The sequence below is a fragment of the Streptomyces sp. NPDC051133 genome (genome assembly GCF_040682635.1).
GTDB lineage: Bacteria > Actinomycetota > Actinomycetes > Streptomycetales > Streptomycetaceae > Streptomyces.
This window is the reverse complement of the sequence record NZ_JBFBBK010000071.1, coordinates 24,813-37,398: the sequence shown is the minus strand read 5'-3', so window position 1 is coordinate 37,398 and position 12,586 is coordinate 24,813. Positions and strand designations below refer to the sequence as shown.

Sequence of the window (12,586 nt, the reverse complement as noted above, 5' to 3'; positions counted from 1 at the left end):
GGGCTTTCCTCCGGGCTTCCCTTCGGTGTTTCCGACTCTATCAGATCTTTTCTCGATCCGATTTCCTCGGTGCTTTCCAGGTTTCCGCTCTCGCGTTTCCCTTTCCGGCGGTTCCGACTTTATCAGAAGTTTTTGGCCGGTCTTACCGGCCGCTCATTCCTGAGTAATCGGGAGGTGCTTCTCCGGGAAGTCGTTCACGACTTCTCTGGAAGCTCGTAGATTCTATCGGCGGCCCGTGAACTTGTCCAGTTCTAGGCAACTGTTTGAATCTACCTCCCCACGCGTCCCGTGTCAACGGTTCTTGTGGGGCGAAGAGGAGACTAGCAGCTCACAGGGGTCGGACGCACATCAGGCGGCCGTCGGCACGGCCGAGCTGCGGTCCGTCGCCTCGAGATCACCCGTTTCACCCGCGCGTGCCGCACGGCCACCCAGGACGAAGACATAGGCGAGGAATGCCAGCTCGGCCGCGATCCCGATTCCGATGCGAGCCCAGGTGGGCAGGCCGGAGGGGGTCACGAAGCCTTCGATGCACCCGGAGACGAACAGGACCAGGGCGAGGCCGATCGCCATGCCGACCGCGGCCCGGCCCTCTTCCGCGAGGGCGGCGCGCCGGGTACGCGGGCCGGGGTCGATCAGCGTCCAGCCCAGGCGCAGGCCCGTACCGGCGGCGACGAAGACCGCGGTCAGTTCGAGCAGGCCGTGCGGGAGGACCAGGCCCAGGAAGGTGTCGAGGCGGCCGGCCGAGGACATCAGGCCGATGCCGACTCCCAGGTTGAGCATGTTCTCGAAGAGGATCCAGAGGACGGGCAGGCCCAGGAAGATGCCCAGGACCAGGCACATGGCCGCCGCCTGGGCGTTGTTCGTCCAGACCTGGGCGGCGAAGGCGGCGGCGGGATGGCTGGAGTAGTACGTCTCGTACTCACCGCCGGGGCGGGTCAGCTGGCGCAGCTGGCCGGGGGCCGCGATGGAGGACTGCACCTCGGGATGCGTGCCGATCCACCACCCCAGGAGGATCGCTATGACGGTGGAGAGGAGCGCGGTGGGCACCCACCAGCGGCGGGAGCGGTAGACGGCGGCCGGGAAGCCCTGGCCCAGGAAGCGCGTGACGTCCCGCCACGAGGCGCGGCGGGTGCCGGCGACGGCACTACGCGCGCGTGCCACCAGCTGGCTCAGCCATCCGGTCAGTTGCGGGTCCGGTGCGCTGGACTGGATGAGGGAGAGGTGCGTGGCGGTGCGCTGGTAGAGGGCGACGAGTTCGTCGGCCTCGGCGCCGTCGAGCCGGCGCCGCCGGCTGAGCAGGGCGTCCAGGCGGTCCCATTCGGATCGGTGTACGGAGACGAAGACGTCCAGGTCCATCGGGTCTGCCTGCTCCTCGGCTGGTCGTCGACTGCTCGTCGTGGCTGCTCGTGACTGTTGTCAGCTTGTCGTACTGAGGCACGATGCGCCCACAGCTTGGCAGACTTGCTGTTCAAGGGGCGGACGAGGGGAAGGCGGCGGGCGTGAGTGAGCTGGTGACGGGCGAGGCGGTGGCGCTCGAACTACGGCCCGCCAAGGTGCCGAGCAGGGCGTTGGCGGTGCTGCTCGACCTGGTGGTGGCGATGGTCGCGTACATCGGCGTCACCATCGTGCTGGTGGCGTCGACCTCGTCCCTGGACGATGCCGCACAGGTGGCACTGTCGATCGCGTCGTTCCTGCTGGTGCTGGTGGGCGGGCCGATCGCGGTGGAGACGCTCAGTCACGGGCGCTCCCTGGGGAAGCTGGCGTTCGGGCTGCGGGTGGTGCGGGACGACGGTGGGCCCATCCGTTTCCGGCATGCGCTGGTGCGGGGCGCGATCGGGGTCGTCGAGATCCTGATGACGTTCGGCGTGGTGGCCTGCATCGCCTCGCTGGTGTCGGCGCGGGGGCGGCGGCTCGGGGACGTGTTCGCGGGCACGCTCGTCGTGCGTGAGCGGATACCCGCCGGGCGGACCGGTTTCGTGCCCCCTCCGCCTCCGTGGCTCGCGGGGCGGTTCGCCGAGTTGGATCTGTCGGCGGTGCCGGACGGGCTGTGGCTTGCGGTCCGGCAGTACCTGACCCGGATGCAGCAGCTCGATCCGCGGGTTTCGCTGGACATGGCGCAGCGGCTTGCCGCCGATCTGGCGGCAGGGACCGGTGCTCCGGTACCGCATGATCTTCCCCCCGCTGTCTTCCTGGCGGCCGTGGTGCACGAGCGGCAGACCCGTGAGGCCCGGCAGGCCTTCGGTGCGAGCGGTTCCCCCTCGCCGGTGACACAGCCCGGGGCTCCGGTCATCCCGGCTTCTCCGTCTTCTCCGCCGACCCCGCCGTCGCCGGCGACGGCGGGGTCGGCGACGGCGACGGTTGGGACGCAGGGTTCCGGCCGGGCTGCTGAGCCCCAGGTTGCGCGGGAGCAGCCGGCCGACCGCCCGGCCACCGGGTTCGCGCCGCCCGCCTAGGGCCGGGCGGGCCGCTCAGTCGAACGTCGACGGCGGTGATGCGAGGTCTTCCAGCTCGATGCCGGGCGCGGCCAGGACGACGTCGCCGGCGATGTGAACGGTGTGCCGTTCGCCGGTGTCCAGGGCTGTGACCTGGTATTCGTCCACGGTCAGGGGGCCGTTGTCAGTGGCGTGTGCTTCGCTGTTGATCAGGGCCCAGGACTGATCCACGGTGCGGGGGGCGAGGACCGGGTCCGTGAAGGCCACGAGGCGGACACGGGTCGCGGCGGACGAGGGGGTGAGGCGCAGGAGACGAGCGGTGGCGACGAGGAAGGCGGGGGACGTGCCGGTGAAGGCGTGGGCGCGCACATTGCCTTCCGTGGCCTGAGTTCCGGTGGGGTCGGTGCGGACCCAGGTGACGCCATCGAGGGCGGCACCGCGCACCTGCCAGCCGCCCGCGTGCATCTCGAGGCGGATGGGGCGGCCCAGGTCGTCCAGGGCGAGGTCGACCGAGCCGAGGTGATCACCGGCGGGGCTGGTCAGCTGGGAGACGTAGCGCCAGCCGGACGGACCGGGGGCGCATTGGAAGTGCTCTTCCGCGAGGGGGGTGTGATCGTGCGGATCGTGGAGCGAATAACGGCCGCGGGGCATGGGGGTCCTGGGTCGTGACGGGCCGGCGGTGGTCCGGCCGGCGCTGCCGGTCCGGGCGGGGCGGTGCCGCTGGGCGGTTCCGGCCAAAGGGGCAGGCCCCCGGCACGGGGGTGCGGGGGCCTGCCTCGGAGGGCCTGCTGCCGGGGTGAGTGGGCGGTACGTCGGTGCACCGACGTCCTGCCCTCACCCCGGCGGGCGGGACTACGGGGTCACCGGCTCAGTAGCGGTAGTGGTCCGGCTTGAACGGGCCGTCGACCTCGACGCCGATGTACGCGGCCTGCTCCGGACGCAGCGTGGTGAGCTTGACGCCGAGCGCGTCCAGGTGGAGGCGGGCGACCTTCTCGTCGAGGTGCTTGGGCAGCACGTAGACACCGGTCGGGTACGCGTCGGGCTTGGTGAACAGCTCGATCTGGGCCAGGGTCTGGTCCGCGAAGGAGTTGGACATCACGAACGACGGGTGACCGGTGGCGTTGCCCAGGTTCAGCAGACGGCCCTCGGACAGCACGATGATCACCTTGCCGTCCGGGAACGTCCAGGTGTGGACCTGCGGCTTGACCTCGTCCTTGACGATGCCCGGGACCTTGGCGAGGCCGGCCATGTCGATCTCGTTGTCGAAGTGGCCGATGTTGCCGACGATCGCCTGGTGCTTCATCTTGGCCATGTCCGAGGCCATGATGATGTCCTTGTTGCCGGTCGTGGTGACGAAGATGTCGGCCTTGTCGATGACCTCGTCCAGGGTGGTGACCTGGTAGCCGTCCATCGCCGCCTGCAGCGCGCAGATCGGGTCGATCTCGGTGACGATCACGCGGGCGCCCTGGCCGCGGAGGGACTCCGCGCAGCCCTTGCCCACGTCGCCGTAACCGCAGACGACCGCGGTCTTGCCGCCGATGAGGACGTCGGTGGCGCGGTTGATGCCGTCGATCAGGGAGTGCCGGCAGCCGTACTTGTTGTCGAACTTCGACTTGGTGACGGCGTCGTTGACGTTGATCGCCGGGAAGAGGAGAACGCCGTCGCGCTGCATCTCGTACAGGCGGTGGACGCCGGTCGTGGTCTCCTCGGTGACGCCGCGGATCTCCGAGGCGAGCTGGGTCCACTTCTGCGAGCCGTCGGTGATGGTGCGGTGCAGGAGCTCGAGGATGACGCGGTGCTCGTCGGACTCGGCGGTGTCGACGGAGGGGACCTTGCCGTCCTTCTCGTACTCGACGCCCTTGTGGACGAGGAGGGTGGCGTCACCGCCGTCGTCGAGGATCATGTTCGGGCCGCCGGTGGGGCTGTCCGGCCAGGTCAGCGCCTGCTCGGTGCACCACCAGTACTCCTCCAGGGTCTCGCCCTTCCAGGCGAAGACCGGGATGCCCTGCGGGTTGTCGGGCGTGCCGTGGGGGCCGACGGCGATGGCGGCGGCCGCGTGGTCCTGGGTGGAGAAGATGTTGCAGGAGGCCCAGCGGACGCGGGCGCCCAGGGCGGCCAGGGTCTCGATGAGCACGGCGGTCTGCACGGTCATGTGCAGGGAGCCGGTGATACGGGCGCCGGCGAGGGGCTGGGCCTCGGCGTATTCCTTGCGGATCGCCATCAGGCCGGGCATCTCGTGCTCGGCGAGGGTGATCTCCTTGCGGCCGAACTCGGCCAGCGAGAGGTCGGCGACCTTGAAGTCCTGTCGGTTCTCGACAGTCGTCATTGCGAGCTGCTCCTCGGATTCGGGTCGAGGTGGGTACGGCTGGTCTGCGCGGCGGCGGACATACGGATGCCCGAGAAGAGGACACGGGCATGCCCACGTTCGCGCAGCGCAGTCCGTCGGAGGCCCTCTCTCCCTCGGTCGGTCCGTGTGGGACCGCCCGACCGCCATCAGCAGCGACGTCTGGCTCCGTCCCAAGCTACACCGGACGACCCGGTCGTCCCCAGTCCGTCTGCGCATGGACCGAGCCGGACGGGGCGGCGCGCGGCGTTCACGGGGAGCCGCTATCGTCCGCGCGACGGCGGACGGGCCGCATGGGGAGGGTGGGACGGATGGGTACGAGGCGGGGGCGCGGGCTCGGGATCGCGGCGCTCGTGGTGGGGCTCCTGGGGCTGGCGCTGGGAGCCGGCACGGTCGGCTACGCCCGCAGCGCCTACGGCTGGGGCACGCTGCAGAGCCGCAGCATGTCGCCGGCGTACGAGCCGGGTGACCGGATCGTGTGGGAGCGGGTGGACGGCGGGGAGGTGCGGCGCGGTGACGTCGTGGCGTTCTCCATGCCGGAGCGCTACCGGTCCGGCGGTGCCGTGGTGCAGCGGGTGATCGGGGTGGGCGGCGACCGGGTGGCCTGCTGCACGCGCGTGGGCACCGGGGAGCGGGTCACCGTGAACGGGAAGCCGATCGAGGAGCCCTATGTCAGCGGTGGTGACGCCGACGGGGTGCGCCGGCCGTACGACGTGAAGGTGCCGGAGGGCCGGCTGTTCCTGCTGGGCGACCGCCGGGGCGACGCCATGGACTCGCGTTTCTTCTCCGCCGACCACGACGGGACGGTGCCGGTGAGCGCCGTGCGGGGGCGGGTGACGGACGACCGTACGGTCCCGGTGCTGCTGGGGACGGCCCTGCTCCTCGCCGCGGTTCTGGTGCTCACCGGCATCGGGCTGGGCATCGGTTTTCTCGCGGTGCGGGGGCGGAAGGCGCCGCCTGTGCCGCCGGCGCCCTGGACCGTGCGGCCGGCCCAGGGCTGAGGGGTCCGGCTGTCAGTGCCCGGCCGCGTGCGGGTTCGGGCCGCCCGGGGTGGCCTCCGGGTCCGGGCCCTTGGCGGCCTCGGCCTCGCTGTAGATGTCCGGCTCGAGGTAGATGACGCGGGCGATGGGGACGGCGGCCCGGATGCGGGCCTCGGCGGCGTTGATGGCGTTCGCGACCTCGGCGGCCGTGTCGTCGTGCCGGACGGCGATCTTGGCGGCGATCAGCAGTTCCTCGGGGCCGAGGTGCAGGGTGCGCATGTGGATGACGCCGGTGACGGTGTCGCCGTCGACCGTCGCGGTCTCGATCTGCTTGACCACGTCGGCGCCGGCGGCCTCGCCCAGCAGGAGCGACTTGGTCTCGGCGGCGAGGACGAGGGCGATGCCGACGAGGAGGACACCGATGCAGACCGTGCCGATGCCGTCCCAGACGGCGTCGCCGGTGATCACGGTGAGGCCGACGCCGAAGAGGGCGAGGACCAGACCGATGAGCGCGCCGAAGTCCTCCAGCAGGACGACGGGCAGCTCGGGCGCCTTGGCGCGGCGGATGAACTGGGCCCAGGAGAGCTTGCCGCGCAGCTCGTTGGACTCCTTTATGGCCGTGCGGAAGGAGAAGCCCTCGGCGATGACGGCGAAGACGAGGACGCCGACCGGCCAGTACCAGTTCTCCAGGTCGTGCGGGTGGGTGATCTTCTCGTAGCCCTCGTAGATGGCGAACATGCCGCCGATGGAGAAGAGGACGATCGAGACGAGGAAGGCGTAGATGAAGCGCTCGCGGCCGTAGCCGAAGGGGTGCTGCGGGGTGGCGTCGCGCTGGGCCCTCTTGCCGCCGATGAGCAGCAGGAACTGGTTGCCGGAGTCGGCGAGCGAGTGGACGCCCTCGGCGAGCATCGAGGAGGAGCCGCTGAACGCGAACGCCACGAACTTCGATGCCGCGATCGCGAGGTTGGCGCCGAGTGCCGCCACGATCGCCTTCGTACCGCCTGACGCGCTCATGTGTCCGCGTTGTCCCTTCGCCTTCGTATGCCCACGCCGGTGCCCGGCAGCGCCCGTCGCCCTTTGCCCGGCCTTTGCCGGTGGGCCATTGTTGCAGCCCTGCCGGGGACCGACGCGTCAGGTATCCACAACCCCGGTCATACGATCACAGTGGCGCGGAAGACGGTGCCCGCGCCCGAGATCTCCGCCTTCTCGCCGGCCGGGACGAAGACCGACTCGCCGGGGCCGAGTCCGTACTCGCCCGCGAGCACCGAACCGGCCGTGCAGAGCAGGATCTGCGGGGTGTCGCGGGTGACGTCGTGGGCGCTGCCGCCCTCGGGCAGGACGTACCGGGAGAGCCGGAACTCGTCGATCGGGGTCTCGTAGACCTCCTCGCCGTCCGAGGACGCCTCGGGGCGCAGCACGCCCGGGTCGCCCGCCTCGAAGCGGACCACCCGCAGCAGCTCGGGGACGTCGACGTGCTTGGGGGTCAGGCCGCAGCGCAGGACGTTGTCGGAGTTGGCCATGATCTCGACGCCGAGGCCGCTGATGTAGGCGTGCGGGATGCCGGCGCCGAGGAACAGGGCCTCGCCGGGCTGCAGGCGGACGTGGTTGAGCAGCAGGGCCGCGATGACGCCGGGGTCGCCCGGGAAGTGGTGGGCGATGCCGGCGTAGGGGGCGTAGTCACCGCCGAGACGGCTGCAGGCTGCGGTGGTCTCGGCGACCGTGCGCGCCATGTCCTCCGGGTCGGCGCCGAGGATCGCGGTGAGGACCTCGCGCAGGGCCGCTTCCTCGGGGTGGGCGTGCAGCAGGTCGACGTACGGCTTGAGGGAGTCGACGCCGAGCCCGGCCAGCAGGTCGGCCGCCTCGACCGGGTCGCGGAAGCCGCACAGGCCGTCGAACTCGGTGAGGGCGCAGATCAGTTCGGGCTTGTGGTTGGCGTCCTTGTAGTTGCGGTGCGGGGCGTCCACGGGGACGCCCCGGCGCTCCTCGTCGGCGTAACCCTCCTTGGCCTGCTCCAGGTTGGGGTGCACCTGGAGGGAGAGGGGGGCACCGGCGGCGAGGATCTTGAGCAGGAAGGGCAGGCGGGGTCCGAACCTGGCCACCGCGCGGGCGCCGAGTTCCTGCTCCGGGTGGGCCTCGATGACCCCGACGAGCGTGCCGCGCTCGGTGCGCGACGGCGCTCCGGGGTGCGCGCCCATCCACATCTCCGCCTGCGGTTCGCCGGTCGGCTCGACGCCGAGGAGGTGCGGGATGGCGGTGGTCGAACCCCAGGCGTAGGGGCGGACGGTGTTGTCGAGGCGGTCCATGTGTCTTCTCTGTCTCCGTACGTACGCGGCTCGGCCGGCAGGGGTGCCGGCCCCGGTGCCGGTGGTGGGCGCGGGTCGGCCCTGAGCCAGATCAGGCCCTGGAAGCGAGCGCCAGGTAAACGGCGGCGAAATCCGTGACGGCGATCAGTTCCGCGAGGGTCTCCAGTTCGCCGCCCTCCTCCGGTTCGAGTTCGCTGATCGGCGTGTCGTGGCTGAGGGCCAGGTCGCGGGCGGTGGGGGCGGCGGACAGACCGTTGATGGGGCGGTCGCGGAGCAGGACCACGCGCGCGTGCAGCGCGGGCGGCTCCTCCACGCGGTCACGGAAGAAGTCGTCCGGGTCGGCGCTGGCGGCGAGCGGCCCGGCCAGCAGGGCGCTGTGCGCGGCGAGCGCCTCGGGGAGTTCGGCGACGAGGGCGGGGCGGCCGGCGAGTTCGGCCAAGGCGGCGGCGAACCGGCGCCCTGCCGGGCCGGCCGAGGGGCCCTCCGTCCACACCACCGGGAGCGCGTCGGCGAGTTCGGCGGCGAGGGTCTTGGCCGGGTTGCTGTAGGTGACGATCGCGGGGCCGCAGCGCTCGGCGACGCCGTCCAGGCGGTCGGCGACCTTCTCCAGGGCATCGGAGGGGGCGTTGAGCAGGCCGACGCGGTCCAGGAGCGCCAGCAGCGGGGTGAACAGGGCCCAGAAGACGCCCGGCGAGGACGCCGCGAGGGGTTCCTCCTGGTCGTACGGTGCCGTCGCCATCGGTACGAACAGGCCGTGCGCGCCGGCGACGGCCTCGGCGAGCGGGGTGCCGGCGGGAGCCACGGCGACGACGGTGACGCCGCGGCGGTAGGCCTGGTCGGCGAGGAGGGAGAGGCTGGGTTCGGTGCCGTCCGGGGTGGCGATCAGGAGGAGGTCCACGGAGCCGGCCCAGCCGGGGAGCTCCCAGCGCAGGGCGCCCGCGGCCGGGGCGACGCCGCTGGGGGCCAGGCGGACCACGGGGCTGCCGGGGCCGGCCAGGGTGCCGAGGAGGTCGGCGGTGTGGGTGGCGGCGGCTCCGGGGCCCGCGATCAGGACCGCGCGGGGGCGGCCGTCGGGCTTGAGGTCGCCGATGCCGGCCTCGGCGGCGTGCCGGGCGGCGGTGCGGACGCGGGCACCGGCCTCGGCGGCACCGCGCAGCAGGCCTCGGCGGTCGGCCTCGGCGAGGCCCTCCGGGGTGTCGAGCAGCGATTCGTCCAGCATGGGCGGGAGTCTCCGATCGCCGGGGATCCTGTGCGGGATGGGTCCTTCGCAGGGGGTGGATGCCTCGTCGCCGCGCCGCCGCGCCGTTGCGCCGTACGTCGTGGCGCCGTCACGTCGTGGCGCCGGGGCTCCGTCGTTCCGCGGGCGGTGAGCGCCGGCGGTGAGCCGCGTCGTTACGCGGGGCGGCGGGCCTCGTCCACGAGCAGGACCGGGATGCCGTCGCGGACCGGGTAGGCGAGACCGCAGTCCTGGCCCGTGCAGACCAGCTCGGTGTCCTGCTCCTTGAGGGGGGCGTGGCAGGCCGGGCAGGCGAGGATCTCCAGGAGGCCGGCTTCGAGCGGCATGGGGTGTCCCTTCGAGGGCGGGTACGTGTCTGTGGTCGTGCCTGGTCAGCGTACCGCCGGCGCGGGGCCGGCGGCGGGGATGGGCGGACCTGGGCGGGGGGCCTGGGCCGGGGGCCGGTTCGGGCGGGGGGGCCTGGGCCGGGGGCCGGTTCGGGCGGGGGGGCGTGGGCGCGAGTGGTCAGGCCCTGACGCGGGAGCGGTCAGGCCCTGATGACGGCCAGGGCCTCGTCGCGGATCTTGGTCATCGTCGCCTCGTCCTTCGCCTCCGCGTTCAGGCGCAGGAGCGGCTCCGTGTTGGAGGGGCGGACGTTGAACCACCAGTCGGCCGCGGCGACCGTGAGACCGTCGAGGTCGTCCAGCGTGATGCCGGGACGGCCCTCGTAGGCGGCGCGGATCGCGGCGAGACGGGCGGCCTGGTCGGCGACGGTGGAGTTGATCTCACCGGAGCCGACGTAGCGGTCGTACTGGGCGACGAGCGAGGACAGCGGGCCGTCCTGGCCCCCCAGGGCCGCCAGGACGTGCAGGGCGGCCAGCATGCCCGTGTCGGCGTTCCAGAAGTCCTTGAAGTAGTAGTGCGCGGAGTGCTCGCCGCCGAAGATCGCCCCGGTGCGGGCCATTTCGGCCTTGATGAACGAGTGGCCGACGCGGGTGCGGGCCGGGGTGCCGCCGTTCTCCTTCACGACCTCCGGGACCGTGCGGGAGGTGATCAGGTTGTGGATGATCGTGCCCTTGCCGCCGTTGCGCGCCAGCTCGCGGGCGGCGACCAGGGCGGTGACCGCGGACGGGGACACCGGGTCGCCGTGCTCGTCCACGACGAAGCAGCGGTCCGCGTCGCCGTCGAAGGCGATGCCGAGGTCGGCGCCCTCCGCGGGGACGCGCTTTTGCAGGTCCACGAGGTTGGCCGGGTCGAGCGGGTTGGCCTCGTGGTTCGGGAAGGTGCCGTCCAGCTCGAAGTACATCGGGACGAGGGTCAGCGGCAGGCCGGCGAAGACCGTGGGGACCGTGTGTCCGCCCATGCCGTTGCCCGCGTCGACCACGACCTTCAGGGGGCGGATGGAAGTAAGGTCGACCAGGGAGCGCAGGTGCGCCGCGTAGTCGTCCAACGTCTCGCGGGTGGTGAGGGTTCCCGGCCGGCCGGCCGGTTCCGGGGCACCCGACTCCAGCCAGCCCTCGACCAGTTCACGGATCTGCGCGAGGCCCGTGTCCTGGCCGACCGGGGCGGCGCCCGCGCGGCACATCTTGATGCCGTTGTACTGGGCCGGGTTGTGCGAGGCGGTGAACATCGCGCTGGGGAGGCCGAGTGCGCCGGAGGCGTAGTAGAGCTGGTCCGTCGAGCACAGGCCGATCTCGGTGACGTCCACGCCGCGGTGCGCCGCGCCGCGCGCGAAGGCGCGGGTCAGGCCGGGGGACGAGGGACGCATGTCGTGACCGACGACGATCGCCGCCGCACCCGTCACCTCCGCGAAGGCGGCGCCGAAGAGTTCGGCCAGTGACTCGTCCCACTGGTCCGGGACCACTCCGCGTACGTCGTACGCCTTCACGATCTGCGACAGATCAGCAGCCACGGCCAACCCTCCTGAAAGTCCTATGGGTGCACACAAACTACCCGCCAGGGGTAAGGGCGAGGTGTGCGGACACCGGGTGGACGTCCAGCGGACTCCGAGTCGTGACCGGGCGGCGGGTGCGCGGTGGGCCGGGGAGCCGGCTCAGTTGTCCGGGGAGCGCAGGACGCGGAGGTGGCCGCGGCGGGCGACCTCCATGGGGTCCGCCGTACGGGCTCCGCCGCCGGCCGCCTCGGCCGCGCGCTGCTGGGGACGGGCCGCCTCGCGCACCGCGTTGGCAAGCGCTTCCAGGTCGTCCCCGCTGGGCCGCGCGGGAGCGGAGCCGTCGAGGAGGCGGACGACCTCCCAGCCGCGGGGGGCGGTGAGGCGCTCGGAGTGCTCGGCGCACAGGTCGTAGCAGTGGGGTTCGGCGTAGGTGGCGAGCGGGCCGAGGACCGCGGTCGAGTCGGCGTAGACGTACGTCAGCGTCGCGACGGCGGGTCGGCCGCAGGCGGTGCGCGAACAGCGACGTACAGGGCTCACGACGTTGGACGGTACCGCACTCTTGAGCGGGCCGCGACGACTCTCCACCAGGTCACTCCACCGTGTCGTGCTGTGAAACGCCCCACACACCCTTTTGGGGAGGGCCTGTTGACCTGCATGGACGCATTCCCGGCCGGCCTCGGCCGGGTCGGCGTCCGGTCATGAGTCGGTACAAACACCGTCAATTGCCTTGAGTTCGGCGGTCTTGGAGGGTTACGGAAACGAGCCAGACCTTGGCTGGAACGGTCATCCTGCGACACGGGGTGAGCAGGGTCGTCACCGCGTGGAATCGGGCGGGCGGGGCGGGCGGGGACTAGGCTTCACCGGTGATGGACAACCGTGTACCGCCCCGTGCCGCCGGACCCGGGCCTCGTCGCCGTGATCGCCACGGCCGGGGCATGCGGGGGCCGATCGCACCGCCGCAGGTGCCGCTGGCGGCCAGCCGTGCCGAGGTGTTCGCGGACCTGGTGCAGGATTCCGTGGAGCGTCTCGAGCGGCGGTGGCCGCAGCTGGCAGACATCGATTTCCTCGTCCTGGAAGTGCCTCGACCGGAGGGGCCGGGGGATCAGGTGGGCACGTGGAGCGATGAGGCCGTGCCGTTGGGCGGGGTCGTGCCGGCGCGGGAGGGCCACCGGGCTCGGGTGATCGTGTACCGGCGGCCGGTGGAGATCCGGACCAAGGGGCGGGACGAGCGGGCCGCGCTGGTGCACGAGGTCGTGGTGGAGCAGGTGGCCGAGTTGCTGGGGCTCACTCCGGAGACCGTGGATCCCCGGTACGGGGAGGAGTAGGGGCAGGCCGCCGCTTCCCCGGGTGCCCGGTTCCGCAGGTGCCCGGTTCCCCAGGCGGCCGGTTCCCCAGGCGGCCGGTTCCCCAGGCGGCC

General features: G+C 72.0%; 13 protein-coding genes. 4 read left to right on the top strand and 9 right to left on the bottom strand.

Annotation, left to right across the window (positions count from 1 at the left end; all coding sequences use genetic code 11):
• On the top strand, positions 1-219 hold a 219-nt coding region (locus AB0N17_RS40990; RefSeq protein WP_366016772.1), incomplete at its 5' end, for a hypothetical protein.
• A 129-nt stretch (positions 220-348) separates the two neighbouring features.
• On the opposite strand, the gene AB0N17_RS40985 is transcribed toward AB0N17_RS40990, so the two are convergent.
• Entirely contained in the window at positions 349-1,356 is a 1,008-nt protein-coding gene (locus tag AB0N17_RS40985) for a stage II sporulation protein M (protein ID WP_366016771.1), read from the bottom strand.
• 143 nt (positions 1,357-1,499) lie between these two features.
• Here AB0N17_RS40985 and AB0N17_RS40980 point away from each other — a divergent pair, with 143 nt between their 5' ends.
• Complete coding sequence (locus tag AB0N17_RS40980) at positions 1,500-2,453, top strand: RDD family protein (RefSeq protein ID WP_366016770.1); 954 nt, start codon at positions 1,500-1,502, stop codon at positions 2,451-2,453.
• Between the two features lie 15 nt (positions 2,454-2,468).
• Here the strand turns inward: AB0N17_RS40980 and AB0N17_RS40975 are convergent, their stop codons facing one another.
• Both AB0N17_RS40975 and ahcY read right to left on the bottom strand, forming a co-directional pair.
• On the bottom strand, positions 2,469-3,083 hold the full coding sequence (locus AB0N17_RS40975) for a hypothetical protein (RefSeq protein ID WP_366016769.1): 615 nt from the start codon (positions 3,081-3,083) through the stop codon (positions 2,469-2,471).
• Between the two features lie 217 nt (positions 3,084-3,300).
• Positions 3,301-4,758, bottom strand: a complete 1,458-nt coding sequence (gene ahcY / locus AB0N17_RS40970) for an adenosylhomocysteinase (protein ID WP_366016768.1) — start codon at positions 4,756-4,758, stop codon at positions 3,301-3,303.
• Between the two features lie 329 nt (positions 4,759-5,087).
• Here ahcY and lepB point away from each other — a divergent pair, with 329 nt between their 5' ends.
• Positions 5,088-5,777 (top strand): signal peptidase I, encoded by a 690-nt coding sequence (lepB, locus tag AB0N17_RS40965; protein WP_366016767.1) that lies wholly within the window; start codon positions 5,088-5,090, stop codon positions 5,775-5,777.
• Between the two features lie 12 nt (positions 5,778-5,789).
• Here the strand turns inward: lepB and AB0N17_RS40960 are convergent, their stop codons facing one another.
• From AB0N17_RS40960 to AB0N17_RS40935, 6 genes are all read right to left on the bottom strand, one after another.
• The gene (locus tag AB0N17_RS40960; protein WP_366016766.1) at positions 5,790-6,770 is read right to left on the bottom strand and encodes a cation diffusion facilitator family transporter; all 981 of its coding nucleotides are present in this window, start codon (positions 6,768-6,770) and stop codon (positions 5,790-5,792) included.
• Positions 6,771-6,907: 137 nt separating this feature from the next.
• On the bottom strand, positions 6,908-8,059 hold the full coding sequence (gene manA / locus AB0N17_RS40955; RefSeq protein ID WP_366016765.1) for a mannose-6-phosphate isomerase, class I: 1,152 nt from the start codon (positions 8,057-8,059) through the stop codon (positions 6,908-6,910).
• A 91-nt stretch (positions 8,060-8,150) separates the two neighbouring features.
• Entirely contained in the window at positions 8,151-9,278 is a 1,128-nt protein-coding gene (locus AB0N17_RS40950) for an SIS domain-containing protein (RefSeq protein WP_366016764.1), read from the bottom strand.
• A 173-nt stretch (positions 9,279-9,451) separates the two neighbouring features.
• Positions 9,452-9,622 carry a Trm112 family protein gene (locus AB0N17_RS40945; RefSeq protein ID WP_141360461.1) on the bottom strand — a complete coding sequence of 57 codons (171 nt, stop codon included), beginning with the start codon at positions 9,620-9,622 and terminating at the stop codon, positions 9,452-9,454.
• A 200-nt stretch (positions 9,623-9,822) separates the two neighbouring features.
• Positions 9,823-11,187, bottom strand: coding sequence for a phosphomannomutase/phosphoglucomutase (locus AB0N17_RS40940; RefSeq protein WP_366016763.1), 1,365 nt, complete (start codon positions 11,185-11,187; stop codon positions 9,823-9,825).
• Between the two features lie 141 nt (positions 11,188-11,328).
• The gene (locus AB0N17_RS40935) at positions 11,329-11,754 is read right to left on the bottom strand and encodes a DUF3499 domain-containing protein (protein ID WP_079176868.1); all 426 of its coding nucleotides are present in this window, start codon (positions 11,752-11,754) and stop codon (positions 11,329-11,331) included.
• A 350-nt stretch (positions 11,755-12,104) separates the two neighbouring features.
• On the opposite strand from AB0N17_RS40935, the gene AB0N17_RS40930 reads away from it, so the two are divergent.
• Positions 12,105-12,494 (top strand): metallopeptidase family protein, encoded by a 390-nt coding sequence (locus AB0N17_RS40930; protein ID WP_366016762.1) that lies wholly within the window; start codon positions 12,105-12,107, stop codon positions 12,492-12,494.
• The last annotated feature ends 92 nt before the right edge of the window (positions 12,495-12,586 follow it).

What these genes read in the sequence shown, in the direction of transcription:
- lepB (WP_366016767.1), top strand. Translation starts at nt 5,088, where the DNA reads ATGGGTACGAGGCGGGGGCGCGGGCTCGGGATCGCGGCGCTCGTGGTG.
- AB0N17_RS40985 (WP_366016771.1), bottom strand. Translation starts at nt 1,356, where the DNA reads ATGGACCTGGACGTCTTCGTCTCCGTACACCGATCCGAATGGGACCGC.
- AB0N17_RS40960 (WP_366016766.1), bottom strand. Translation starts at nt 6,770, where the DNA reads ATGAGCGCGTCAGGCGGTACGAAGGCGATCGTGGCGGCACTCGGCGCC.
- AB0N17_RS40930 (WP_366016762.1), top strand. Translation starts at nt 12,105, where the DNA reads ATGCGGGGGCCGATCGCACCGCCGCAGGTGCCGCTGGCGGCCAGCCGT.
- AB0N17_RS40945 (WP_141360461.1), bottom strand. Translation starts at nt 9,622, where the DNA reads ATGCCGCTCGAAGCCGGCCTCCTGGAGATCCTCGCCTGCCCGGCCTGC.
- manA (WP_366016765.1), bottom strand. Translation starts at nt 8,059, where the DNA reads ATGGACCGCCTCGACAACACCGTCCGCCCCTACGCCTGGGGTTCGACC.
- ahcY (WP_366016768.1), bottom strand. Translation starts at nt 4,758, where the DNA reads ATGACGACTGTCGAGAACCGACAGGACTTCAAGGTCGCCGACCTCTCG.
- AB0N17_RS40975 (WP_366016769.1), bottom strand. Translation starts at nt 3,083, where the DNA reads ATGCCCCGCGGCCGTTATTCGCTCCACGATCCGCACGATCACACCCCC.
- AB0N17_RS40950 (WP_366016764.1), bottom strand. Translation starts at nt 9,278, where the DNA reads ATGCTGGACGAATCGCTGCTCGACACCCCGGAGGGCCTCGCCGAGGCC.